At 40.2% G+C, this 26684-nt stretch carries 23 protein-coding genes; 4 read left to right on the forward strand and 19 right to left on the reverse strand.

What is annotated here, in order from left to right:
- Positions 1-168: 168 nt before the first annotated feature.
- Both AB4153_RS02000 and AB4153_RS02005 read left to right on the forward strand, forming a co-directional pair.
- Positions 169-1092, forward strand: coding sequence for a DMT family transporter (locus tag AB4153_RS02000; RefSeq protein WP_371996175.1), 924 nt, complete (start codon positions 169-171; stop codon positions 1090-1092).
- 96 nt (positions 1093-1188) lie between these two features.
- Positions 1189-1539, forward strand: a complete 351-nt coding sequence (locus tag AB4153_RS02005; RefSeq protein WP_229368969.1) for a hypothetical protein — start codon at positions 1189-1191, stop codon at positions 1537-1539.
- Positions 1540-1701: 162 nt separating this feature from the next.
- On the opposite strand, the gene AB4153_RS02010 is transcribed toward AB4153_RS02005, so the two are convergent.
- The 4 genes from AB4153_RS02010 to AB4153_RS02025 all read right to left on the reverse strand — a co-directional run bounded on the left by AB4153_RS02010 (position 1702) and on the right by AB4153_RS02025 (position 8059).
- On the reverse strand, positions 1702-2970 hold the full coding sequence (locus AB4153_RS02010) for a glutamate-5-semialdehyde dehydrogenase (protein ID WP_371996176.1): 1269 nt from the start codon (positions 2968-2970) through the stop codon (positions 1702-1704).
- Entirely contained in the window at positions 2960-4099 is a 1140-nt protein-coding gene (proB, locus tag AB4153_RS02015) for a glutamate 5-kinase (RefSeq protein ID WP_371996178.1), read from the reverse strand. The genes AB4153_RS02010 and proB overlap by 11 nt, the downstream gene beginning before the upstream one ends.
- Positions 4100-4391: 292 nt before the next feature.
- On the reverse strand, positions 4392-5681 hold the full coding sequence (locus AB4153_RS02020; protein WP_371996180.1) for an NCS2 family permease: 1290 nt from the start codon (positions 5679-5681) through the stop codon (positions 4392-4394).
- Positions 5682-6526: 845 nt separating this feature from the next.
- Positions 6527-8059: a leucyl aminopeptidase family protein gene (locus tag AB4153_RS02025; RefSeq protein ID WP_371996181.1), complete on the reverse strand. Its 1533-nt coding sequence runs from the start codon at positions 8057-8059 to the stop codon at positions 6527-6529.
- Positions 8060-8297: 238 nt separating this feature from the next.
- Here AB4153_RS02025 and AB4153_RS02030 point away from each other — a divergent pair, with 238 nt between their 5' ends.
- Positions 8298-9758, forward strand: coding sequence for an aminoacyl-histidine dipeptidase (locus AB4153_RS02030; RefSeq protein ID WP_102528444.1), 1461 nt, complete (start codon positions 8298-8300; stop codon positions 9756-9758).
- A 73-nt stretch (positions 9759-9831) separates the two neighbouring features.
- Here the strand turns inward: AB4153_RS02030 and dinB are convergent, their stop codons facing one another.
- Positions 9832-10929, reverse strand: coding sequence for a DNA polymerase IV (gene dinB, locus AB4153_RS02035; protein WP_102528443.1), 1098 nt, complete (start codon positions 10927-10929; stop codon positions 9832-9834).
- Positions 10930-11188: 259 nt separating this feature from the next.
- On the opposite strand from dinB, the gene AB4153_RS02040 reads away from it, so the two are divergent.
- Entirely contained in the window at positions 11189-13099 is a 1911-nt protein-coding gene (locus AB4153_RS02040; RefSeq protein WP_102528442.1) for a methyl-accepting chemotaxis protein, read from the forward strand.
- A 148-nt stretch (positions 13100-13247) separates the two neighbouring features.
- On the opposite strand, the gene bfr (AB4153_RS02045) is transcribed toward AB4153_RS02040, so the two are convergent.
- From bfr (AB4153_RS02045) to AB4153_RS02110, 14 genes are all read right to left on the reverse strand, one after another.
- Positions 13248-13715: a bacterioferritin gene (bfr, locus tag AB4153_RS02045; protein WP_102528441.1), complete on the reverse strand. Its 468-nt coding sequence runs from the start codon at positions 13713-13715 to the stop codon at positions 13248-13250.
- Between the two features lie 12 nt (positions 13716-13727).
- Positions 13728-14198, reverse strand: a complete 471-nt coding sequence (gene bfr, locus AB4153_RS02050; RefSeq protein ID WP_220751761.1) for a bacterioferritin — start codon at positions 14196-14198, stop codon at positions 13728-13730.
- Between the two features lie 394 nt (positions 14199-14592).
- Positions 14593-14814, reverse strand: a complete 222-nt coding sequence (gene nqrM / locus AB4153_RS02055; protein ID WP_102528439.1) for a (Na+)-NQR maturation NqrM — start codon at positions 14812-14814, stop codon at positions 14593-14595.
- Positions 14815-14886: 72 nt separating this feature from the next.
- Positions 14887-15900 carry an FAD:protein FMN transferase gene (locus AB4153_RS02060; RefSeq protein WP_102528438.1) on the reverse strand — a complete coding sequence of 338 codons (1014 nt, stop codon included), beginning with the start codon at positions 15898-15900 and terminating at the stop codon, positions 14887-14889.
- Between the two features lie 136 nt (positions 15901-16036).
- Positions 16037-17284, reverse strand: a complete 1248-nt coding sequence (nqrF, locus tag AB4153_RS02065; RefSeq protein WP_102528437.1) for an NADH:ubiquinone reductase (Na(+)-transporting) subunit F — start codon at positions 17282-17284, stop codon at positions 16037-16039.
- 46 nt (positions 17285-17330) lie between these two features.
- A complete protein-coding gene (gene nqrE, locus AB4153_RS02070) occupies positions 17331-17939 on the reverse strand; it encodes an NADH:ubiquinone reductase (Na(+)-transporting) subunit E (protein WP_102528436.1) in 609 nt (202 codons plus the stop codon).
- 5 nt (positions 17940-17944) lie between these two features.
- On the reverse strand, positions 17945-18577 hold the full coding sequence (locus AB4153_RS02075) for an NADH:ubiquinone reductase (Na(+)-transporting) subunit D (protein WP_102528435.1): 633 nt from the start codon (positions 18575-18577) through the stop codon (positions 17945-17947).
- A complete protein-coding gene (locus tag AB4153_RS02080; protein WP_102528434.1) occupies positions 18577-19371 on the reverse strand; it encodes a Na(+)-translocating NADH-quinone reductase subunit C in 795 nt (264 codons plus the stop codon). Before AB4153_RS02080 ends, AB4153_RS02075 begins: the two co-directional genes overlap by 1 nt.
- Positions 19361-20563 (reverse strand): NADH:ubiquinone reductase (Na(+)-transporting) subunit B, encoded by a 1203-nt coding sequence (locus AB4153_RS02085; RefSeq protein ID WP_102528433.1) that lies wholly within the window; start codon positions 20561-20563, stop codon positions 19361-19363. Before AB4153_RS02085 ends, AB4153_RS02080 begins: the two co-directional genes overlap by 11 nt.
- Positions 20563-21897, reverse strand: a complete 1335-nt coding sequence (locus tag AB4153_RS02090; RefSeq protein WP_229368979.1) for a Na(+)-translocating NADH-quinone reductase subunit A — start codon at positions 21895-21897, stop codon at positions 20563-20565. Before AB4153_RS02090 ends, AB4153_RS02085 begins: the two co-directional genes overlap by 1 nt.
- Positions 21898-22327: 430 nt before the next feature.
- Positions 22328-24403 (reverse strand): TonB-dependent receptor domain-containing protein, encoded by a 2076-nt coding sequence (locus tag AB4153_RS02095; RefSeq protein WP_371996185.1) that lies wholly within the window; start codon positions 24401-24403, stop codon positions 22328-22330.
- Positions 24404-24598: 195 nt separating this feature from the next.
- Positions 24599-25108 carry an S-ribosylhomocysteine lyase gene (gene luxS, locus AB4153_RS02100; protein WP_102528431.1) on the reverse strand — a complete coding sequence of 170 codons (510 nt, stop codon included), beginning with the start codon at positions 25106-25108 and terminating at the stop codon, positions 24599-24601.
- A gap of 307 nt (positions 25109-25415) precedes the next feature.
- Positions 25416-25715 (reverse strand): BolA family transcriptional regulator, encoded by a 300-nt coding sequence (locus AB4153_RS02105; protein ID WP_102528430.1) that lies wholly within the window; start codon positions 25713-25715, stop codon positions 25416-25418.
- A 153-nt stretch (positions 25716-25868) separates the two neighbouring features.
- Positions 25869-26507 (reverse strand): alpha-ketoglutarate-dependent dioxygenase AlkB, encoded by a 639-nt coding sequence (locus tag AB4153_RS02110; protein WP_102528429.1) that lies wholly within the window; start codon positions 26505-26507, stop codon positions 25869-25871.
- Positions 26508-26684: the final 177 nt, after the last annotated feature.

The raw sequence follows: 26684 nt of genomic DNA on the forward strand, positions 1-26684 counted from the left end.
AGCCTTACTGCATATATTGGGACAGCGATCTAAATTACAAGGGCGAGATCGTAAATTTTATTAAAAATATCTTAAGCAATGAGAAAATAAGTAGTGCATCCACTTTGTATATTGCATACAATCTCGGAAATTATTTAGCCTACGTTTTATTTTCAATTAGGAAAGACAGTGTCGAATACTTCTCTAGCTTATATTTATGGCCTATTGGCCGTATTGTTATGGTCAACTGTCGCGACAGCTTTTAAAATAGCGTTGGGTTATTTCACCCCATTACAGTTAGTTTTTGTTGCCGTCATCACCTCTATATTCGCCTTAGGTATCATTGTTATCGCCCAAGGTAAATTTGGCTTAATCGCTAAGCAATTTATCAAACGCCCTTTCTTTTATTTATTCACTGGCCTATTGAATCCGTTTTTATACTATTACGTATTGTTTGAAGCTTATGATTTATTGCCCGCTCAACAAGCCTTATCCCTGAACTACACATGGGCTATTTTATTACCCATTTTAGCCGTACCTTTACTTGGCCATAAATTAACTAAGATAGATGTACTTGCAGCGATTATTGCGTACAGCGGGGTTTACGTTATTGCTAGCGGCGGGAACCTCACCAGTTTTAATTTTGACAGCCCTACAGGTATCGCATTTGTGTTAAGTAGTACTGTTATTTGGTGCTTTTACTGGGTGATTAATACGAAAGATGACGGCGATGCGATTGTTAGTTTATTACTGAGTTTTTTAATCGGCTTGCCTTTTGTTACAGCCGCAATGATGCTGCACCAACCCATTGAAGCGATCAGTTGGTCAGCGCTCGTGGCTGGGATGTATGTTGGCTTATTTGAAATGGGTTTAACATTCGTGCTTTGGTTAATGGCACTTAAAACCACTGATAAGACTTCCAATATCACCACGCTGGTTTTCCTCACCCCAGTATTATCTGTTGGGTTAATATCTGTCATATTAAAAGAGCATATAACTGTGAGCACTTATATTGGCTTGTGCTTTATATTATCTGGCTTAATGCTACAAAAAATATTGCCAAAACTGCTGCCTAAATTGAATCGTTTCTCAAAAGTAAAATATGCCAGTTAGCTGCTAATATATTGCACTATCATGCATATACTCAATAAGCTGGTTGTCAGGCAGCAGATTAATTGTTATTAATATGTTACAAGCAAAAAGAAAGCAATGGAGATATTGGCAATGGGAATGCCGCGTTGGAACTTTAGTGATGCCGTCGAAACCAGAATACGTATTACCTGTCTATTGATAACGGTAGGGATTATGGTTTATGAATATTTCAACGGTGACAGTTCAACACAATACCCAGCCATGTATATTTGCGTTTTCATTTTTCCAGCGGTCTATTTTACTAACCGCATTCAAACCAAATACTTCCCATTTATGAAGGAATATGTCCAAGCGACAAGGATTGCTGCAATAATAATGACACTCAGTAGTTTTGCCGTTTGGTGCTATGCCACGTATTTACGTTTATCAATTCCACCTATGCCAAGTCATCTCATTTTTACTCAATAACAGCTAACCTGATACAACATCCCTACTAGCTTGTAGTAAAACTTACTAATTGGCAGATGGCAGAAAGCAAAAAAGCACCGAAGTGCTTTTTAACTATCAATCACAAACGTTAAGTAATAATCTCAAACATTAAGTATCTATCTCAAACGTTAAGCAGACTAACTATCCACGTGCAGTGTAGTCACCTGTTGCTAACCATTTGTATGTGGTTAACGCATCAAGTGCCATTGGTCCACGAGCATGTAACTTCTGCGTACTGACAGCAACTTCAGCGCCTAGTCCAAATTGCGAGCCATCAGTAAAGCGTGTACTTGCATTCACATACACCGCAGCTGAATCGACTTGATTCATAAAATGACAAGTGGCATTAATATCGTCAGATAAAATCGCTTCAGAGTGACCGCTAGAATGCTGGCGGATATGTTCGATAGCCTGATCAATGTCATTAACCACTTTTACACCTAAGGTCAGTGATAACCACTCTGTTGAGTAACTCTCATCAGTAGCTGAATGGATTTCAAAGGCTTGAGTATCCACTAAGGTTTTGGTTTTATCACAAGTATAAAAACTGACACCTAATGCTGACATTTGCTTGAATAAGATTGGCAAAAATTCAGCAGCAACATCTTCATGTATCAGTAAAGTATCTAACGCATTACATACTGTTGGGCGCTGAACTTTTGCGTTAATAATCACTTCTGCACTGCGGCTCAGGTCGGCCATTTTATCTAGGTATAAATGACAAATACCAATACCACCTAAGATCACCGGGATACTGGCTTTTTCAGCACATAAACGCTGCAGCGTTTGCCCACCACGCGGGATAATCATATCGACGTATTGATCTAAGGTTAATAAACCAGTTACCAAATCTCTGTCGGTTGAGTTAATAAGTTGAACCGCATTCTCAGGTAAGCCTTGCAAGGTTAATGCTTTACGAATGACGTCGCTTAATACCTGGTTAGAAGTTAGTGTTTCTTTACCGCCACGCAAAATAACTGCGTTACCCGTTTTTAATGCAAGTACTGCGATATCAACTGTCACGTTTGGTCTTGCTTCGTAAATCACTCCCACAACACCTAGTGGCACGCGACGTTGAGTTAAGCGTAAACCGTTATCTAACAGCTGACTGCTTGATTCACTTCCAACGGGATCGGCAAGATTAATCACATTATCAATATCTGCAATTATGCCGCTTAATCTATCGTTATCTAATAACAAGCGGTCAATCATGGCATCTGTTAAACCATTTTCTCTAGCCGCTGCGACATCTTTAGCATTGGCAGTAAGAATAGCTTCGCTGTTAAGTGATAACTGCTCACTAATACAATGTAATAATTCAGATTTCTTTTGACTAGATAAATTCGCTAGGGCAAAACTTGCCGCTTTCGCTTGCTTGCCTAATGTGTGTAAATATTCTTTATGAGGCATGTTTGCTTCCTTTAAATTGTTCGCAGTCTAATAGAACCATATCGTTTCGATGTACTATAGAAGCGCCATAGTCGTAACCAATTAATTCTTCAATTTGGTTAGAATGTTTGCCGGCAATAAGCTTCAGCGCACGTGAACAGTAACGGCTTAAGCCTTTAGCTATTTCATTGCCAGATTGATCGGTCAATAACACAATCGCACCACGCTCGAATTCGCCTTCAACACTGACTATACCTTTCGGTAATAAGCTGCTGCCAGTTTCAACCACCGCATGACATGCACCATCATCAAGTTTAAATCGCCCTTCTGTTGCAGGTCCTACCAAAATCCATTGTTTACGGTAACTTAGTGGGTTTTTAATCGCACTAAAATGAGTGCCAATTGCTTCTTTTTTAGCAATTTTAGTCAGGACTTCTGGATGATGGCCTGAAGCAATTACAACCTCAACACCAGCTCTTTTAGCGATGTCTGCGGCTTCTAATTTAGTCGCCATGCCACCAGTGCCAAGCCCAGATACAGCGCCGCCAGCTAACTGACGTAAGTTGTCGTCAATGGTGGCTACGGTAGTGATTAATTTGGCATTGGGGTTTGATCTCGGATCTGCATCGAACAAACCATTTTGATCCGTCAGTAGCACTAACAGATCGGCTTCGCATAGCAATGCAGCTCTGGCAGATAAATTATCATTATCCCCCACTTTGATCTCACTAGTCGCAACCGCATCATTTTCATTAATGATTGGAATGATGTTGTTTTCTAACAAGACGTTAATCGTATCGCCTGCATTCATGTATCTTTCAAGATCATGTAAATCAGCGCCAGTAAGCAACAGTTGACCGACATGCAAACCATAAATGCTAAACACTTCACTCCAAGCAAGAATTAACTGACTTTGGCCTACTGCTGCAAGAAGTTGTTTGTTGGGTATGTCATCGGGGAGTTCGGGGTATTGGAGGTGCTCTCGTCCTGCAGCTATTGCGCCTGATGTGCAAAGCACAACTTCAACGCCTGAACGCACTAACGCTGATATTTGTCGCGCTAATTCAACCATGTGCGCTTTATCAAGCTTATTACTGCCTGATGTCAGCACGCTGGTGCCTAATTTTACTACTACCCGCTGGTAAGACATTGGTACCTTTCCAAACAAAACAATTTTAGTGGAAGATTTTTATACCTAATTAGACTAAAGAATAATAGCAATGCTTAACTATGTTAAAAGAAATTCATGACATAGATTATGATCCTGCATAAAAAAGGGCTATGCAATGCATAACCCTTAACAAAAAATCAATAAATCGTTTTATTTTAGCTAACAAGATATATTTAATGAAGCCTGTAAAAACAATAGCTGAGGATTAAAATCCAAAGCAAACGAGTAAAATCAACGCAAAAAGTTAACTTAAACCCAACATCTCAACGGTTTAACCATATATAAATTTAACTAAGAATAAGACCGCAATAAATACAATGCCTAGATTCAAATCTTTAAAGCGACCAGTCAATACTTTAATGACAGCGTAAGAGATAAATCCAAAGCCAATTGCGTTAGCAATAGAAAAAGTCAGTGGCATCAGTAAACAAACAATCACCACAGGCGCAGCTTCAGTGAGGTCTTCCCATTCAACATTCACCAAACCAGACATCATCAAAATAGCCACATAAAATAATGCACCGCTTGTTGCATACGCAGGCACCATACCCGCGAGTGGCGCAAAGAATAATGCAAGGATAAATAAAATACCGACCACAACCGCTGTTAATCCAGTTCTGCCACCAGCGCTCACACCCGCAGTACTTTCAATATAACTGGTTGTTGTAGAGGTACCTAAGCTCGCACCTGCAATAGTTGCCAAACTATCAGCACTTAATGCACGCTTCACTCTCAGTAAACGGCCTTGTTCATCTAAGAAACCACCGCGTTGAGCCACTGCAACTAATGTCCCTGAAGTATCAAAGAGATCGACAAATAAGAAAGCAAATATCACTGAAATCATGCTGATTTCTAATACGCTAGATAAGTCCATTTTCATGAAAGTGGGCGCAATAGATGGCGGCATTGATACAATGCCATTATAACTAACGTCGCCAAACGCTAACCCCAGCGCTGTGACGATAAAAATACTTAAAATTACTGAAGCTTTTAACCCTCGCTGAACCATAGCAATAATTAAAAAGAAACCGAGTGCAGCCATCACAGCTGGAAATGCCGTAATGTCGCCCATGGTCACTAAGGTTGCAGGACTTGCAACAACAATGCCTGCAGCCTTAAGGCCAATAAAGGCAAGGAATAAACCAATACCAGCAGCAATACCCAAACGTAAACTCATCGGAATACTATTGACAATCCACTCTCTAATTTTCACTAAAGACAGAATAAGGAAACAAATACCCGACATGAATACCGCACCTAGTGCCGTTTCCCAGCTATAGCCCATTTCACCAACTACGGTGTAAGTGAAAAAAGCATTTAATCCCATTCCAGGTGCCAACGCGATTGGATAGTTGGCAACAAAGCCCATCACTAAACAACCTACTGCAGCCGCTAAACATGTCGCCACAAAAACAGCGCCTTGATCCATGCCCGCATCCGCCAACATCATCGGATTAACAAAAATGATATAGGCCATGGTTAAAAAGGTCGTGATACCTGCAACCACTTCTTGTTTTAAATTTGATTGATTCTCTTTGAGTTTGAACAGTTTCTCTAACATGAAACTTTAATCCTTGAAAAAGGGAATGGAACGGCTGTTGTCACGCCTTACTTGATCAACTCACTATGATAAGGAACTGATACAGGTGACATTTTAGTGACAAGGATTATAGGTATTTATAGGGAGCTTAGCCATATTCACAATATAAACACTCATATTCGCTAGCAAGACAATTTAATAAACTGATTACTGAGGGAAACGTGAAATACAGGCAAAAAAAAGCCTACTCAATGAGTAGGCTGACAAGTTTAATCGTTTTCCGGTATGGGGATAGGAAAACTGAATCACCATTAAGTGATAAAACTTCAAAATAAACTAGCAATAGAGAACTAGCTTACTGTTGTCTAAGATCGCCGTGAGGCGACAGAAAAAAGGGTTGATACGGGTAAAACTTCAATCAAGGATGGGTTAGCCCTTGAATGTCATGGCATATAAGCCACCTGATAAAGCATCTGAACTTAACCAAGTGTTTTGCCAATAAATATATTGATTGCCTGTATAAGACATAGTACATACTCCAAATAAAGTTGTTTAAAACCTAGTCTTGCTGGGCTCGGTTCCTTGGAACTTACTTTTCTCAATCCATTGAGACAACTTACTTACTCGATTCCTTGGAGACTTTATCCTTCCTGGATGAACTAGAATTGAAAAGCACCGTGCTCTTCAACGAGACAAATAATACCAAAATGTAATTTTATTACAAGTATTATTTGAAATTATTTTAAATATAGCTAAAAAAGTAACTAAATTACATTTGTATGACTATATAAATACAAGCGGCTTTGTTACTTTCGCAACAAAGCCACTATATATTGTGCTCGGTTATTTTTTAAGCTACTAGAAGTTTACTTTATCGCATTATGTAATAAAGTTACCAAAGGTGATGCCGTCGGTTTTCCATACAAAGGGTGCCCTTCCGTTGCACTACCCGCAATGTCGATATGGGCAAATGGTAGCGGTGCAGCACTGTGACTGCCATGGTCGCCTAAACCAGAGGCATTAATAAGGAAAGCTGCTGGGTATTGATGACCACGGGCAGTAATGGCTGATGGGCCATTATTAGATGACAGTAACTCACCTTGACCAGAAATGTTATTTACCTTAGCGAAATCATCATGACGTAAACGAGACAACTCAACCGATTCACCCCATAACTCAGCGACATCAGCAATTCCAGCGCCAATGCCCTGTGCTTTTGACACCGCATTTTCTACCACTGCGGTGTAACCACCGTAACAGCGCACCACATGGCCAGTTAAGGTAGCCACTGAAAATAATTGAGGATTAACTGCAGATGTGGCTTTTATTCTTAAATGCGATAATAAATCAGCGAGTACTAAACGCCCTTCTGCATCAGTATTACCAATTCTTACGCGCACGCCTGCGTGGCTATTGATGATTTCATCAGGTACAAACGCATCACTACCAATGCTATTTCTGACTAAACCTAATTCTGCGATAACCCGAATACCTTTTGGTTTTAATAGAGATAAGGTTTTCATTAAGCCTGCAACAGCTGCAGCGCCGCCCTTATCACGGCTCATCCCTGCCATACCGCCAGCGACTTTGATATCTGCACCACCGGTATCGTATATAACCCCTTTACCAGCGAATAAAAATGTCTTCTCTATTTCACCTTCGCCAACGTATTCAACCTTTACAACACGAGGCTGATGCCTAGGTACACAAAATGATGCTCGACCAACTGCGCATAATAGCGGGTAGTCTCGCTCTAGCTCTTCTTGCTCATCCACCACTGAAACTGATAAACCACTGCCGTTAAAAGCATCGACACAATAATCAGCAAAAGCAGGAGCTGCCATTCTTTCAGGTTCGGTGCCACATAAGTCACGAGCCAGCACCTTACCCGCTTCAACGGCATTGAGTAATTCACTGCAAGATTGAGTTACCAATAAACCAATCGCTGTCATCGCAGGCAATGCCTGTTCAGCTTCTCGGTACTCAAGGGATTGCCATAACTCTTGACCACATGCTAATGCCGAGACCTGTTGCGCATATTGATAACGCGTATCGCTATGTTGGCTTACCACCAATAATGGTTTTACCGCGCCAGCAGCTTTTGCAATCGCAATCCCCTCACGTGCAGCCTTAGCAAACACAGTTACATCACTGTATTCGTTTTGTGCATTGAGCACTGGCGACACAATCAAACGCCCACCTGCTAAACCTGGCGCTAATAATAAGGTTGCGGTTTTACCAATTCTTTGATCAATTTGTTTGGCATGATTTGCCAGTAATTTGATTTCATCTTGCGCGATGACATCTAAATCTGAAGTAACAACAATAACGGCATCCCAGCCATTACCTTCGAAAATCGCATCATCACTTTGAACGTCTACTAGATCCACTTGAAACATGAGCCTTCCTTTTTAATCATTTTTATTTAGCTATGAACAGTTTGCCATTAAGCATTAAATAATAGCCAGTTTGGGCGGCCTAAGTATATAAATTTCAAATGACGACAGGGTTAATATTTATTTACATATATTTGTAATAGCACAAACAATCAAATCGCCTCAGATCACAGTCTAACAGGCTTGATATGCTAGACTGTTTGCCATCTATTCCCACCTCAAAAACAATAAGGGAGTCTTCGTGACAGCGATCAATCAATTATATCCTCAGCCTTTATGGCAATGGTTTGAACAAATTTGTTCAATTCCACATCCATCAAAATTCGAACAAGCATTAAGTGAACACATACAACAGTGGGCTAAGTCAAAAAACTTAAGCGTTGTAGAAGATAAAGTGGGCAACCTCATCATTAAAAAACCCGCTTTTCCTGGCATGGAAAACCGCAAGGTTGTAGTTCTTCAGGCTCATATTGATATGGTTCCGCAAAAGAATGCTGATAAAGAGCATGATTTTGAAAAAGATCCGATTGAAGCTTATGTTGATGGTGAGTGGGTAAAAGCTAACGGTACAACGTTAGGTTCTGATAATGGTATTGGTATGGCTTCTGCTCTAGCAGTACTTGGCGCTGCAGATATCAAGCATGGTCCATTAGAAGTATTATTGACCATTGATGAAGAAGCTGGAATGACTGGCGCTTTTGGTCTAGAAGCAGGCATGCTTGAAGCAGATATTTTAATTAATACTGACTCTGAGCAAGAAGGCGAAATCTACATGGGCTGCGCTGGCGGTGTTGACGCTCAGTTAAGTGTGCCAATGTCATGGCAAGCTCCTGAGCAAACTAATGCCAGCTTTAGCCTAACTTTATCTGGACTAAAAGGTGGCCATTCAGGTGTAAACATCCACTTAGGTCGTGGTAATGCAAACAAGTTACTAGCACGCTTCTTATTTAGCTACGCCGATGAGCTTGCACTTGAGTTAGTTAACTTTACTGGCGGCTCACTACGTAATGCTATTCCACGTGAAGCCAACATCAGCTTTATGTTGCCTAGTGAAAACCAAACTAAGCTTGAACAAGCCATTACCGAATTCCAAGCAATAGTGCGTGCAGAGTTATCGATTGCCGATCCTGACATGTTACTCACGCTTGCTTCAATCGAGACTCCAGAAAAAGTCATGAGTGAAGATGCACAAAACACCTTGATCGACTTACTTCATGCTTGCCCTAATGGGGTTATGCGTATGAGTGATGAAGTTGAAGGCGTTACTGAAACATCATTGAATACTGGTGTTATTAGTACTGAAAATGAATCTGTTGAAGTGCTTTGCCTTATCCGTTCATTAATCGACTCAGGCCGCGTTGAAATTGAAACACAATTGACAGCACTCGCTAACCTTTCAGGTGCTAGCATCGAGTTATCTGGCGCTTACCCAGGCTGGAAGCCCGACAATAACTCTCCAGTGATGGCAATTGTTCGTGATACTTACAATGACATTTACAAAAAAGATCCAACCATCATGGTAATTCATGCGGGTCTTGAGTGTGGATTATTTAAAGAGCCTTATCCAACAATGGATATGGTTTCTATTGGCCCTACCATTCGTTATCCACATAGCCCTGATGAAATGGTTAACATCACAACCGTTGGCCAATATTGGGAACTGTTATTAGCAGTGCTAGAACGTATTCCTGCTAAAGGTTAATAAACTTAATCAGTACAAGACTAAAAGGCTGCCAATGGCAGCCTTTTTATTTGAATGGCGACCTTAAACTCTATTAGAAGTTTAAGTCCAGTTGCTCGCTATGCGTTAATGCCCCTTGAGACTCACTTGTTGAATGGCTAGCATCAGCCACAATATCAGCCAGTCCGACAGAAACACCCACTAATCGTATTCCTCTTCCATTTGACCGCTCTAGGGCTTGTGCCAGTAGGTCTTGAAACATGTTCACTGATATCTCGTCACTGCGATGCTCAATGGTGGTTTGTTTAAAGTCATTAAACTTCAACTTCACCACTTGTTTATGTATTTTTCTATCTTTAGCACTGCGGTTGACTCGAGCCAGCAATTCTTGGATCAACTGCGGCATCACATTATTACATTGCTCAAGAGTAAAAATATCCTGAGCCAGTGTGGTTTCGACTCCCACAGATTTACGAACTCTATTCGGGCTTATCTGACGATTATCGATACCTTGGGCTCGCTCTATTAATACTCGGCCAAATTTACCAAATCCCGCTATCAACTTTTCTTTTGGGTAATGTTGCACATCTTCACAGGTGTTTAAGCCTAATGCAGCTAATTTAGCAGAGGTCACTTTGCCTACGCCGGGAATTTTATTTAAGGTTAACGGTTTTACAAACTCAGCAATGGCACCAGGAGGGATAACATATTGACCATTGGGCTTATTCAAATCTGAAGCAATTTTGGCAAGAAACTTAATCGGTGCCACACCTGCTGATGCAGTCAGCCCAGTGACCTCAAATATTTCCTGGCGAATGGCTTGTGCAATCAAGGTCGCACTGCCCTTACATTGTTCACAATCTGTGACATCGAGGTAGGCTTCATCTAATGACAGTGGCTCGACTAAGTCGGTATAACGGTGGAAAATTTCTCTAATTTGTACAGATACAGATTTATATACATCCATTCGACCGGGGACTAGGGTAAGGTCTGGGCAAAGCTTAAGCGCATGGTAACTCGACATTGCAGAACGTACGCCAAACTCACGAGCCTCATAATTACAGGTGCTAATAACCCCTCTGCGATCGCTTCGACCACCCACAGCAAGCGGTTTGCCGAGCAGCTCAGGAAAATCGCGCATTTCCACTGCGGCAAAGTAACAATCCATATCGATATGAATAATTTTTCGCATAGACAAAAAACTAAATAGCAAATACACATCCCAATAGTACTGTATATAAAAACAGTACACAAGAAATCAAGCCACCTCAACGTAAAAGAAACGATTACATCCCTATCATTGAATCGATTTCAATTGTTTAAACTCATAAAGTAACAATAAAAATGTTCAATTAATGTCACTAGAAGTTAAAATAATTGAGCAAGATATCATTTTTACCTCCACCTAATGATTATCATATAAACCTATAATAATACAAATAGGTAACCAAATGAAACAATTAGGTTTTAAAACAAGTATATTGTCTGCCATGAGCTTTCTATTGGTGCTTTCACTGTTGATTTATGGCTGGGTTGCTCATAGCTTACTTAAAGATCAAATCACTAGCGCACTCACCCAAGAAATTCATAATACCTTAAAGCACAAAGTTTCAGACATTCACACAGCATTTAATCGAACTACTGAGGCTGTGACTGAACTTGCACATCTTTATAGTCAAGGTGAGATAGGTGATAACCATGTTGCAATGACAAGGTACACCGCTCAATTAGGTGGGGTATCTAAAGTCATAATCGGTTTTGATGATGGCTCATCATTTGTTTCCAAAGAATCTGAGTCGTTTCCGAATGGTGTTGGGTTGTTAGATAAATATGATCCAAGAACACGCCCTTGGTACCAAACAGGAAAAGGTAGCTCATCATTAACTTTAAGTGACATTTTTTTTACTCGGACTGATGCTGTTCCAATGCTTGGTGTCATGCATGCGATAGATAACGGTATTATTATGGCTGATCTCAGGTTTGATGAACTGCAACAAGAATTAGATGATTTACATAAAATCAATGGGGCATCTGGATTCATTATTGATAAGCAGGGGTTAGTGCTGGCATCTAACTCGATTTTGATTGAACAAAAGCAGAACATTAATGATGTCGCAGCACTACAATCACTCTACTACACGATAACCGATAAGGCTGAAGCCGTAGAAAGTAGCATGATAAATGGTCAAACAAGTTTAGTTGCAAGCCAACGCATTGAACTGCTCGATGGTAAGGAATGGTACGTTGTAATTACCGTAGATGAAGACATAGCCTTTGCGCCTCTGGTTAGTGCCACTTTGCAAATGGCCATGATCATCAGCGTAATTCTTATTATTTCAATCGTTATCTTACTTACTCTTCTGAACAAGCTTTATCAACCGATTATTGAATTACGAGATCTTGTTATAGGTCTCTCAGAAGGTAATGGCGATTTAACTCGACGATTAACCATTAAAAGTGAAGATGATTTAGGTAAAATTGCCTTAGGGATAAATCAATTTATTGCCCAACTTCAGTCAATGCTGGTAGAAATACATCAATCAACTGTCAGCCTTTCTGAAGGAGTAAGCAAATTACAAGAATATAGCGCTCACAGTGATAATATCTTGGAGTCACATACCTGTGAAACAACACAGATTGTAACAGCGATCGAAGAGCTATCTAACACTGCTGAGATGGTTGTAGAAAACACCTTTAACGCTGCACAACTTACTACGCAAGCACATACTACAGGTGAATATTCACTTAAGACAATCGAATCGACTCAAATAGGCATAACAGCATTAGCTTCACAAATTAATGAAACAGCTCAAAAAGTAGAACATATGAATAATGAAACCAGCAGTATTCAAAGTATTGTGTCTGTGATTGGGAGCATTGCTGAGCAAACTAACCTACTGGCGTTAAATGCATCTATTGAAGCAGCTCGTGCTGGCGAACAAGGTCGAGGCTTTGCTGTAGTGGCTGATGAAGTAAGAGCACTAGCAAGTCGAACTCAAGCAAGTACCAGTGAAATTGAAGTAGCCCTCGCAAAGTTAAAATCAGAGGCAACCAATGTTGTCTCTTCTATTACTCATACTGAAACCGCTTGTACTGAAACAGTTACAAACGTAGAAGCTACATCATCTAGCTTGCAGGAAATGAGTCAATTCATGACACAAGTGAATGACTTAAATAATCAGATATCAACATCAGCCAATGAACAAAACCAGGTTATTCATGCCATTAATAAGAATATGCATAAAATACACGACATGGTAGAAACACTCAATAATGAGGGCAACTTACAAAGAGCTGAAACCAACAATATTATCGACATAAATAACAAACTCACCAATATGATTGGCCGCTTCAAACTATAATGGATTAAATACAGAGTAGATAAGATATATATCTAATTAATATATTTAGATTTTTACCTTATTAGGGCGTAACTTTAATTAATAGAAACAAAAAAGCCCAAGCTGTTATTAAACAGTTGGGCTTTAATAATAAAACAATTTACATAGATTACATTTTTGTTTGTAGGTAGTTTTGTAAACCAACGCGATCAATGAGTCGAATTTGCTTCTCTAACCAGTACATGTGATCTGATTCAGTATCGTCTAATAACACTTCTAAGATTTCACGAGTTTGGAAATCTTCTTTAGCTTCACATAAAGCGATAACTTCACGTAGATGATCAGCTACGGCATATTCGTAGTTCAGATCGTTTTTCAGCATTTCTTCAACATCTTTACCAATGTTTAATGCTTCACGACTTGCGACATCTGGCGTTCCCTCTAGGAACAAAATGCGCTGAACTAGCTTAGCTGCATGGGCTTTCTCATCATCAGACTCATGAAGGATGCGAGTATAAAGCTCGTCAAATCCCCAATCTTCATACATGTGAGCATGTACAAAATACTGATCCATTGCCGACAATTCACCGGTTAATAGTGCATTCAGCGCTGCAATTACTTCTGGATTACCTTTCATGTTAATTTCCTATTAATCTTTAATTTGTGATTGAAGGTAGTTTTGAATACCCGTTTGATTGATTAGCTCTTTTTGAGACTCAATCCAATCTAGGTGCTCTTCTTCATCTTCGAGTAAATCTTCTAATAAATCGCGGCTAACATAATCACGTTCAGCTTCACAAAGCTTGATAGTCTCACGCAATACCACTAACTGTTCTGTTAGCGCTTGCTCATCACAATCAAGCATTTCTTCACAATGCTCACCAATCCGTAATTTATCTAACTGCTGAAGGTTAGGTAAGCCTTCTAAAAACAAAACACGCTCAATCAATTTGTCAGCATGTTTCATATCTTGAATCGATTTTTTGTATTCCTTTTCATTAAGGTTTTCTAAACCCCAATGTTTAAACATGCGTGCATGTAAGAAATATTGGTTGATTGCAGTTAGCTCGCAAGTCAAAACACGGTTTAACTGACTAATTACTTTTGGATGGCCTTTCATGATTTTGTCCTTTAAATGCAAGATTGATCTGGATCAATTTCCAACAGAATAGTACATACAATAAAAAAATACAAATATCCTTTAAAATCATAAGCTTAATTAGTGATAATCATTATCATTACAACTTAGGTTATTAACTAGGTTTAACTATGCGTAAGTTACGTTAACTTCAATAGAATCACCCTTCTAGCTAAATAGGTAATATATTTCACCTGCATCAAATCACAAAATTAGTCGAAAATGTTACCTAAAAAGAGTTTTGTAAATTTTGTATCTAATACAATAATGTCATTATATTGGCCAATGATGACAACAAAAAAAGCCCAATGAATTATTTATTCAATGGGCTTTATTGATATCAATTTAAGAGCAAGTTGACGCTCTAATCAGATGATTAAATAATCCGATTTTGATTTAGTTTAGCTTCACGTTCTGATTCAGCCATTCGGCGTTTACGCTTATCACATGGGTCATCGCAGTCACAGGCTTTTTCAATACCTAATACACCTAAACCACCGCAACTACCTTCAACCGCTTTTCTTTTAATAATATAGCCAATAGACATCAATAGAAAAAATAATAACAACACAACGAACGCTGCAATAAAGGTACTCATAATATTCTCCAACAATTACTTCTAATCGGCAAAAATCGCTAAATAATCCACAAACAACGCATAATAAAACGCTTACTGAATATACGGTGCGTAAGCTTCACTGTAAAAAACTTCGTATTGATCGCCATCTTTTTCAATTAACATCACAGGCAAATGCTCATCATGGGCTAACGCTAATGATGCTTCAGTGCCTAACACCATCATTGCAGTCGCATATGCATCCGCTGTCATGCTGCTTGGATGTAATACTGTCGCTGAGGCTAGCTTATGCTTAATTGGATAGCCAGTACGTGGGTCAATTAAGTGCGAAAAACGCTCGCCATTCTCTTCATAATATATACGGTAGTCACCCGATGTCGCCAACGCCATGTCACCAGGCTCAACAACTTGCTGAACAGAGGCTCCTTCTGACGACGGCTTCTCGACCGCTATACGCCAAGGCGCACCGTCATCTTTAACGCCTTTAACGCTAATTTCACCGCCAATCTCAACAAGATAACCTTTAACTTGATACTTATTTAAAAGTTGCGCTATTTTATCAACACCGTAGCCTTTTGCTAATGAGGATAAATCCACATATAAGTCAGGGTTGGTTTTTGTTAGTTTTAAACCATTAATAGTAAAACCGCTAATATCAGCTTTTGCTTTCACTCTATCAATCGTTTCTTTACTCGGGATCTCGGTTGGACGCTTATTAGGACCAAAGCCCCATAAATTAACCAACGGCCCTAATGTAATATCTAAAGCGCCACCGGTCACATCATAAAGTCTTAACCCTTCTTTAAATACTGTCATCGTATCTTGTGAAACGGTAATACTCTGATTAATCCCTAGCTGATTAAATTTAGATAATTCAGATTTCGGTCGGTAAGTCGACATTTGGTCATTGACTAGCTCAAGCGCAATATCGATTTCAGCTTGCAGTAATTGTGTCGTTGGTAATTGCTCATTTCTAACGACTTTAATATGGTAAGTCGTGCCCATAGTTTTACCGGCAAGCGATACCATCTTATCTTCAGTCCCGCATGCTGTGAGTAAAAATACAACGAGGGTAACTGCAATCGAATTTATAGAAATCTTTATCATCTCAAACTTAAAAATTAGTAATATCTAAAATAAAAAATTGCAGCTTACTAACTAGAGTGACCTCCGTGTCAGCGAGCTGCAATTCATGACGTTCAATGTCTTATAGTGTAATTGCTAATCTATGTTGATTAACGCATTAGCCACCAAAGTCATCGAGTAAGATGTTTTCATCTTCAACACCTAGGTCTTTAAGCATACCAATTACGGCAGCATTCATCATTGGAGGTCCACACATGTAGAACTCACAATCTTCTGGTGCATCATGGTCACGTAAGTAGTTTTCGTACAATACGTTATGAATGAATCCAGTATAGCCATCCCAGTTATCTTCTTCTTGCGGATCAGATAATGCAACATGCCATTCAAAGTTTTCATTGGTCGATGCTAGTCCGTCGAAATCTTCAACGTAGAACATTTCACGTTTAGAACGTGCACCATACCAGAAACTCATCTTACGCTTAGAGTTTAAACGCTTAAGTTGATCGAAAATATGTGAACGCATTGGGGCCATACCAGCACCACCACCAACGAACACCATTTCAGCATCAGTCTCTTTAGCGAAGAACTCACCAAATGGGCCCGAGATAGTGACTTTATCACCTTCTTTAAGACTCCAAATGTACGATGACATCTTACCACAAGGTAAAGTTAAATTACGCGGAGGTGGCGTAGCAATACGCACGTTCAACATAATAATACCAAACTCTTCAGGGTAGTTAGCCATTGAGTAAGCACGAATCGTCTCATCATCAACTTTTGATTCTAAGTTGAAGAAACCAAAGTGCTCCCAGTCGCCACGATATTCAGCAGGAACATCAAAGTCCGCATACTTAACATGGTGAGCAGGTGCTTCAATTTGAATGTAACCACCGGCGCGGAAAGGAACTGATTCATCACCAGGAATTTGCAGCTTAAGTTCTTTAATGAACGTCGCTTTGTTATCGTTAGAGATAACTTCACATTCCCACTTCTTAATACCGAAGATTTCTTCATCAAGTTCGATATCCATGTCAGTTTTTACATTTACCTGACAGGCTAAACGACAACCTTGACGAGCTTCACCTTTACTAATGTGATCAAGTTCTGTTGGAAGAATATCACCACCACCAGACTTAATATTAACGCGACACTGACCACATGAGCCACCGCCACCACAGGCACTAGATACAAAAATACCGTTATCAGCTAATGCGCCAAGTAACTTACTGCCCGCACCTGTTTTAATTGCTTTTTCGCTATCATCATTGATTGAGATAGTGATATCACCGCTTGCAACCAGCTTAGATTTAGCGAATAGAATCACTAAAACCAAGATTAAAACGATTGCAGTAAACATACTCACACCTAGATAAACATCTATTGGAGTAGCGTTAAGAATATCCATTAAACTTATCCTTTAAGGTTCAAAGTAATACGTCGCTGGGTATCTCTTAAAGAGATACACCTGAGAACGACATGAAACCTAGCGCCATTAAACCTGAAGTGATGAAGGTAATACCTAAACCACGAAGACCATTTGGCACATCAGAATACTTCATTTTCTCACGAAGACCGGCTAGCAATACAATCGCTAATGCCCAACCAATACCAGAGCCAATCCCGAATACTAAACTTTCACTTAGGTTGTAATCACGCTCAACCATGAATGAAACAGCACCAAAAATTGCACAGTTTACGGTGATCAAAGGTAAGAAAATACCTAACGCGTTATACAAAGGCGGAAAGTACTTGTCTAAAGCCATTTCCAAAATTTGTACTAATGCTGCGATAACACCAATGAAGGTAATGAACTTCAAGAAGCTCAAATCTGCATCAGGAACACCAGCCCAAGCAAGTGCGCCTGGCGCTAATAAACCTTGATAGATGATTTGGTTTACAGGTACTGAAATCGCAAGTACGAAAATAACTGCTACACCAAGGCCCATCGCAGTTGTGACTTTCTTAGATACAGCTAGGAAAGTACACATACCCAAGAAGAAGGCCAACGCCATGTTCTCAATGAATATCGAACGAATTAACAGACTAATATAATGTTCCATTGCGCTTACCCTTTTGCTTCTACTTGCTCTGGCTTATAAGTACGGATAACCCAGATCAAAATGCCGATCAAGAAGAACGCACTAGGAGGAAGAAGTAACAAGCCATTAGGCTGGTACCAACCACCGTCAGAGATTTTGCTTAGGATTTCCACGCCAAATAATGAACCGTTACCAAATAGCTCACGGAAGAAGCCAACTGATAATAGGATTGCACCGTAGCCTAGGCCATTACCGATACCATCCATGAAGCTCATTAAAGGTGGTGTTTTCATCGCATAGGCTTCTGCACGACCCATTACAATACAGTTAGTAATAATCAAACCAACGAATACTGATAATTGCTTCGCAACGTCATAGGCGTAAGCTTGCAATACTTGGTCAACCACAATTACTAACGAAGCAATAATGGTCATCTGCACAATAATACGAACACTGCTTGGAATGTGATTACGTAAAATCGAAATAAATAAATTCGAGAATGCGGTAACCACTGTCAATGCTAATGTCATTACGATGGCAGTTTCCATTTTAGCGGTTACTGCTAGCGCACTACATACACCCAGAATTTGCAAAGCAATCGGGTTGTTATTAATGATAGGTCCGGTCAGAACCTGTTTAAGTTCTTTAGCATCAGCCATTAGCTAAGTCCTCCATTGCGTGCTTTTTCAATAAAGCGTGCAAAACCTTCTTCACCTAACCAGAACGTTAGTGAGTACTGAACACCGTTACTCGTTAGTGTCGCACCAGATAATGCGTCAACACCGTGGACTGAAGATGCGATAGTAGGGATCTTTGTCACTTGAATGGCTAGCTCGCCACTGTCGTCATAAAGTTTCTTACCTTGCCACTTAGCAACCCATTGTGGGTTTTGAACTTCACCACCTAGACCTGGGGTTTCACCAGAACCAGTGAAGTCGTAATACACTAAGCTACGAATTGTATTCATATCAGGTTCAACGGCTAAGAAAGCAAACATGGTTGACCATAAACCGTAGCCTTTAACAGGAATAATCACGGTTTGTAGTTCGTTGCTGTCATCTTTAACAAGATAAACAACACCCTGGTTTGCTACGCGCTTAACTGATGCAATATCGTTTTCAGGTTTGAAAGACGTTGCTGGAGTACGTGCTGCTTTTTCAACATCAAAAGTATCCGCATCACCTTCTACGAAGTCACCTGTTTTTAAATCAACAAGGCGAGCTTCAACGTACTTATTGTACTTTTCGATGATAACGTCTTTCTCTACTTTGCCAGCCTTAGTGTCAACTAAACCAGCAGCTTCAAGAATGTACTTTTGCTTATCTAATAACTTATTTTGCTGTTGAGTCGGCTTTAATAACACTGCTGCCGTCGAAACGAACATTGAGCAGACAAAGCACAGACCGACAACAACAAATAATGTTTTGCCGATTGATTCTTTATTACTGGCCACGTGAAATCCTCCGCTTAACATTTGCTTGAACCACAAAATGGTCAAATAATGGTGCGAATAAGTTAGCGAATAGAATTGCTAACATCATGCCTTCTGGGAATGCTGGGTTAATAACACGAATAAAGACAGCCATGGCACCAATCAATAAACCATAAGCCCATTTCGCATTGTTAGTAAATGACGCTGAAACTGGGTCAGTTGCCATAAACATCATACCGAATGCAAAGCCACCTAAAACAAGGTGCCAATACCAAGGCGTTGCAAACATTGCATTGGTGTCACTTCCGATGACATTAAGCAGTGTTGACACTGCAATCATACCGAGTAAAACACCTGCAATAATGCGCCAAGATGCAATACGAGTATAAACAATCACCGCGCCGCCTAATAAGATAGCGAACGTAGAAACTTCACCGACAGAACCTGGAATGAAACCAAAGAAAGCATCCCACCAGTCTTGAGTGATACCGTATTCTAATGTGCCCTGTGCAGCTTGACTCAGTGCAGTTGCACCAGAGTAGCCATCAGCAACAACCCAAGACGTGTCACCTGACATGTTTAATGGGTAAGCAAAGAATAGGAAAGCACGACCAGCTAGTGCAGGGTTTAAGAAGTTACGACCTGTACCACCGAACACTTCTTTAGCAACAACAACACCGAAGGTAATACCTAGTGCAACCATCCATAAAGGAATTGTTGCTGGCAGTGTGAGCGCAAAAAGAATCGAGGTAACAAAGAAACCTTCGTTAACTTCATGGCCACGTACAGAAGCAAATAATACTTCCCAGAAGCCACCAACCGCAAAGGTCACAGCGTAGATAGGTAAGAACCAACAGGCACCGTACCACATCAAGGCCGCGATGCCAGAGTCTGCTGTTAGCTCAGTACCGAATAAGCTAAATAGGCTGACTTGCCATACATCAGGAGTAGCAAAACCAGCAATAAGCGCATCTTGAGCTTGTAAGCCAACGTTGTACATACCAAAGAACATTGCAGGGAAAGTACACGCCCAAACCGTAATCATCATACGCTTAAGGTCAAGGTTATCACGCACATGCGTGCTACCTTTGTTTACTTTACCTGGAGTGTAAAACACAGTCGCAGCCGCTTCATAAAGGGCGTACCACTTTTCGTACTTACCGCCTTTTTCAAATTGCGGTTCAATACGCTCGATAAAATCTTTCAAGCTCATTAGCCTTCCCTCTCGATCGTATCTAAACAATCACGCAGGTATGTACCGTAGTCATACTTGCCTGGACATACGAAGGTACATAATGCCAAGTCTTCTTCGTCTAGCTCTAATGCACCCAGTGCAGCTGCACCATCGTAATCACCAGAAACTAAATCGCGAAGTAACATTGTCGGTAAGATGTCTAACGGAACAACACGTTCATAGTTACCAATCGGTACCATTGCACGGTCAGAACCACCAGTACTTGTGGTCATGTTGAACAGACCAGTACGGTTTAAGTGACCTAAGAATGCACGAGTGATAGAGAACTTATCGCTGCCAGGCATAGCCCAACCGAATAATTCTTTTTCATTACCTTCAAGCAACAAACTAATTTGTTGATGGTAACGACCAAGGTAAGCGTGAGGACCTGCAGCTTGACGACCACTTAATACTGATCCTGAGATAACACGAACGGTATTACCTTCAATTTCACCAGCAGTAAGTTCGTTAGTGCTTGCACCTAAAACCGTACGAACGAGACGAGGGTTCTTAGCTTGTGGGCCACCAATAGCAACAACACGTTGAGTGTTAAGTTCGCCTTGGGTAAATAGCTGACCGATTGCAATCACGTCTTGATAGCCAACATGCCACACAGTACGTGTTGCAGATGCAGGAAGTAAGTTATGTATATGAGTACCCACAAGGCCTGCCGGATGTTTACCAGCAAACTCTTCAACTTGAGCATTCCCAGTAGGAATATCTGCACCAGGCGCTTTAGCAATGAACACTTTGCCTTCAGTTAATTTTGCAAGCAGGGTTAAACCGTTTGCGAAATCTTCTTTATGCTCAGCAATCACAATTGCAGGATCTGCAGCTAGTGGTTGGGTATCTATAGCGGTGACGAAAATACCAGCGGCGACAGAGTCAACTGCAGGTACTTTACTGAAAGGGCGAGTACGCAAAGCTGTCCATAGACCTGATTCAATCAAGTTCTCTTTGACAACAGCTGCATCTAACGTGTTTAACGCGTCAGCACTGTATTGAGTAAAGCTGACTTTGTCGTCACCTTCCACTTCAATAACAACTGACTGAAGTACACGTTTAGCACCCCGGTTAATTTCTAATACAGTCCCACTAGCTAAAGCAGTATATTTTACACCTAGGTTTTTTTTATCTTCAAAAATAACCTGGCCTTTCTTAACTTTTTCGCCAACCTTGATTTTCATCGTTGGACGTAAGCCAATATACTCTTCACCCAAAGTGGCGACATTCTTAATGGCTGGGCCATTATGGATAACTTGCTCTGGGCCACCTGCTAGAGGTAGTTCCAATCCTTTCTTTATTGTAATCATATCCACAAGCACTACGTTTGAAGGAAAGACAATGCGCCGCGTTCCTACCCAAAAAATACAAAGTGTTAACAAACACTTCAGTGTTGAGCTAGCGCAGATTTATCACGGAAATGCGATCGCAATCACGCTGGTCGCGCGCATTTTACCTCAAAATGTGCGCTATCGCCACGAAAATAATAGGTGATTGAAATTTTTGATTGTTCATTTTTAAACAATTACACCTATTTAGGGTGTGGAATAGACTGATATCACGCGATTCGATGCAATAATCCAGCAACATGAGCACTATAGCATTAATTTTAAAAGAATTAATAGAGGAAGCGGTTTATCTATTTGTTAACATTTGTAGCAGTTAGTATGGGCTAATTAAGCCCATACTAAAGCACTTTTAAAACAGTAAGCTAGGTAATATAGAAGGGATTGTATTTTTTTAGAAACGTGCTTGATAGCCGAAATATGTCAACATTTCATCTTGAGCATTAATGCCTAAAGTAGACTGTTGACTCACTAAATCCTCATCAAGTACATTTTCTATACGTAAATACACTTCATGCACAGTAGAAATATGATAATTAGCGGCAATATCGACTTTCCATTGCCCGTCAATTTGTTCTCCACCATTAAATGCTGTCGCATATCCTAGCTCTGATTGATAAAGCCCTTGGGCCATAAAACTAAACGCTCCAACAATAACACCACCACTAATGGCTAATTGCTGCTCAGGCACCCAAGGCAATTGTTCGCCTTTAACATATAAACCAATTAAGTCGTTAACACCTGATTCAGCAAATTCAGCCTGGCTATACTGGTATTGAACGCTCAACGGAATGGAGAAACTCTCGAAAGCAAATTGGTAATCGGCAGATAAATCGACGCCATTAACACTCACGTCTTCAATATTTTCTTGCACATAACGCTGAGAATAGTCACATGCCATACTCCACATACAGCTAATGTGCTGATTATCGAAGTCTTGCATATAAAGGTTTACACCGAGATTAAGCGAGTCTGTCTGGTAAGTTAACCCAAGTTGATAATGCATTGACTCTTGCGCTTGTTGACTGGCATTGCCTGCTGAAGCTGCACTCCATGCTTGTTTCGCTGCAAGTGCCGCTTTCCAAGCGCCTGTAGTATAGGCAATTTCAAGTGATGGTATCCAACCGTCATCAGAGAAGTCTGCGGCTTCAATGCCATATGCTTCAACACTGACTTCACGAGTGGTACTGACATTTTCAAACGCCAACCCTAAGTTAAATGATAAAGCGCCATAATTTAATTTAGCATCGGCTGTAGTGGTAAACACATTCACATCATCAACATACGCCATTACAGCTTTATCTACATTGACACTGGAAAGACTTCTATCGTCACTCCATAGCCAATCTTGTTGACCAAATTTCATTTCAGCTTTATCTGAATGATACAGGGCACCGTAAGTTACTTGATGCTCACCATACTGACTTGTTCCTTCAGTTTGCAGGCCGTAACCTGCATAGTGGTTATCTTCTAACATAGAAGAAAGATTATTGCTTCCAACTGGGTTGGTATCAAAGTCAGCGATGGCTTGTAACTCAGTCAAACCAATAAAGTTACCGTCTAATGCATTAAGCTGCGCTTTTTTCTCATCATAAGACTGGTAATAAAAGTCTGACACCATTTGAGTGCCACCGGTTAAATCAACGATATGGCTAACTTGGTACTTGTGACGCTGGCCTTCTTGCTGATCATTTTGCGTCGCAGAATATCGAGTACCTGGGTTCGTTCCCCAGTCTTGCGCTGTTAAGCCCACATTTGAATAACCGCTATCAGAGTCAGTGTACTGGTACATAAATTCGGTTTGTTGCGGATTACGCGCGCCAACTAAGCTATCTGCATTAATTTTAAACATAATGTCAGTTTGCGTTTGCTCATTATCAAAGCCGCTAACAAAACCGACTTCTTCAGCTGTGTTTTGATAATCCACCGCTAACATCATGCCGTATTCTTTATTCAATCCGCTGGCAATTGCACCTACGTGGCCATCACCATTTTCATTGATTTCAATATTTGCCTTACCGCCCAATTCATTTGGACTAATCTGCGCAGTCGTGTAATTAACATGACCAAAAGATCCCATGCCGCCTTTGGCCACATCTGTGAGAGTTAAAGCTGATATTTTGCTTTGTAGCGCTAAATTAGGCTGAAGTACAAGCTGAGGTGCTGCATAAGGAGAAGGAGAAAAACTAACACGATCTTGTGTAACAGCAATACCACTCATTGCGCCGCGGTGAGTAACTGCTGTCGCCTGTCCTTGACTGCTAGGCAACACTGTCATTCCTGAAAAAGCTAGCGGAATGGTGCTATCTCGATAATGCAGCGGAGCCGTCTGAGGCTGGGTTAGCACAACAGTATTGTTCGACTCATCCATTGAGGCTGTAACGGATGTTCCAGCAAAACTAGAACCTGAATGGCAAACAAAAAGCACAGCTGAAGCAATTACAGACAAGCTGAATTGGCTTTTAGACATGATTAACTCCCAAAATACATCATCAGCATCGTTATATTCGATGCTTTATTGTTATAAATAACGTCCTATTATCAACTGATAACAATAACGTTTTCACACAAATAAGAACAGTATTTTAATAATTAATTAACCTCATAAAAACAAAGCGACCGAAGCCGCTTTTGATAAATCTATGCTGTTTGCAAATTAAAACCGTTAAAGCGTTCCTAAAATATCATCGCTTAATTTCAAATCATCGTTACGATTGACGCTGACGCCTGCTGCGATAATAGCGCGAGCTATATCTTGAGCTTGTTCAAGTGAATGCATCTCAAATGTACCGCATTGGTATTCATTTAATTCAGGAATTTCAGTTTGCTCAACCACATTAAGCACATCTTCCATTGCAGCTAACCACGCATCTGCAACCATACGCTCTGATGGAACACCAATTAAACTCATGTAAAAGCCAGTACGACAACCCATTGGCGAGATATCAATAATCTCAACACTGTCACCATTTAAATGATCACGCATAAAGCCTGCAAATAAATGTTCTAAGGTATGAATGCCACGTTCACTCAAAATATCTTTATTCGGCGCACAAAAACGTAAGTCAAATACCGTAATGGTGTCACCTTTAGGTGTACTCATATGCTTAGCAACACGAACAGCCGGCGCGTCCATGCGTGTATGGTCAACGGTAAAACTATCAAGTAAAGGCATTACACATTCCTTAAGGTTGGCAAATAATCTGCTTGGCATCATAGCATCAAAATAAAATGCGAACAGCTAAGCAAACCATTGAAGATATCCATGCATATCACCTTCCAATGACAAGCTTATGACAATCGGTCAAACTTGAACCGCCCCATGGCTATTCATTGTAATTATTGATTGGGGTGATGCCGTCAAAATATAAGGCAATTAATGTGCTAGTTGAAGAAGGTAAATTGGAGGCAATAAAAAACCCCATCCGCTGATGAGGTTTAAGAATAACTAACGTATTTTTACTGTATGACACAGTAAAAAATTAGCCTTTACAGTTCGGCGTTTTAGGCACTGTATCAAGGGCCTTCCACTCTTCTTGAGTATAAGCATTAATTGATAATGCATGAACACCATTAGCTAACTCTTCAGCTAAAACGCCGTTTACCGCGCGATGACGGGATATAAGACGTTGAGATTCAAACTCATCACTCACGACTACAACTTTAAAGTGTGTCTCAGAGTTTGGTGGTACATGATGACGATTACTTTCATTAAGTACGTCTAAATGGATTGGGCTAAAAGACTGGTTCAGTTTTTGGGTTATCACTTGTTCAACTGACATAACAAACTCTTTTTATCTACAATCTGAAAGGTTGAAGACTACTGTTTAACGTTTCAAAAATCAAACCGACATAAATTCAATAAGACATGTTTGGCAAAAAATGCTGACAATGCAAGCTTGCTCACTTTTTAACCCTAATTATTAACTTGAAAATTACTCATGAAAACCAACAACTAATTTGCGAAATGTAAGATTAATTCTCGGTTCAGACACTTTTAGGCGTTTTGGCACACTATGCTGCCAATTTTGCTGCATATCACCATGCATTATTAATAAATCACCAGAGTGCAATGTGAGCGTAAGCTTTTGCTGAGTAGCTTTATGCCTTAATACAAAATCTCTACTTGCACCAAGGCTTATCGACACTATGTCACTATTGGGCTCGATTTCTGGCTCATCATCACTGTGCCAACCCATGCTATCTGAACCATTTTGATAGCGATTTACTAATACGCCATTAGTATTCACATTAAGTTGCTGCTGCAATTGGTTTCTTAAGCTCAATAATCCTTGCGGCCAAGGTGTTGGGGTTATCAGTAAGGATGAATACTGATAGGCACATCCATCATCAGCAAACCATACCTGTTTACGCGGAATAGGATGCTGTTTGCCAAATACAGTAACCATAGGCTGTGCAAAAGGATACGTTAACGATTCAGTTAATAGCGCTTGCTGTTGCTGCAAGTTCAAAAACGTTTTAATTAACGTTACAGGTGCGATAGCTTGCTCAGACCTAGGACTGACATTTTTAAGCTCTTCTTTTGGTAATAGCCCTAAACCTAGCTGTTTCATCTCACTTTACCTATTGATTTATCGCATGTTTAATTTTGACAAGCTCACCTTTGTGACTAATCCTTAAGTATGCAAACAAGGTTTATTACATAATTTTAATATTCAGTATCACTTTATTATGAGAACCTAAAATCAATAAAGCATTGAGCTATTCTAGTTGTAAAATATACAGTTAAA

This window comes from Shewanella sp. 10N.286.52.E4 (assembly GCF_041468785.1).
GTDB lineage: Bacteria > Pseudomonadota > Gammaproteobacteria > Enterobacterales > Shewanellaceae > Shewanella > Shewanella electrodiphila.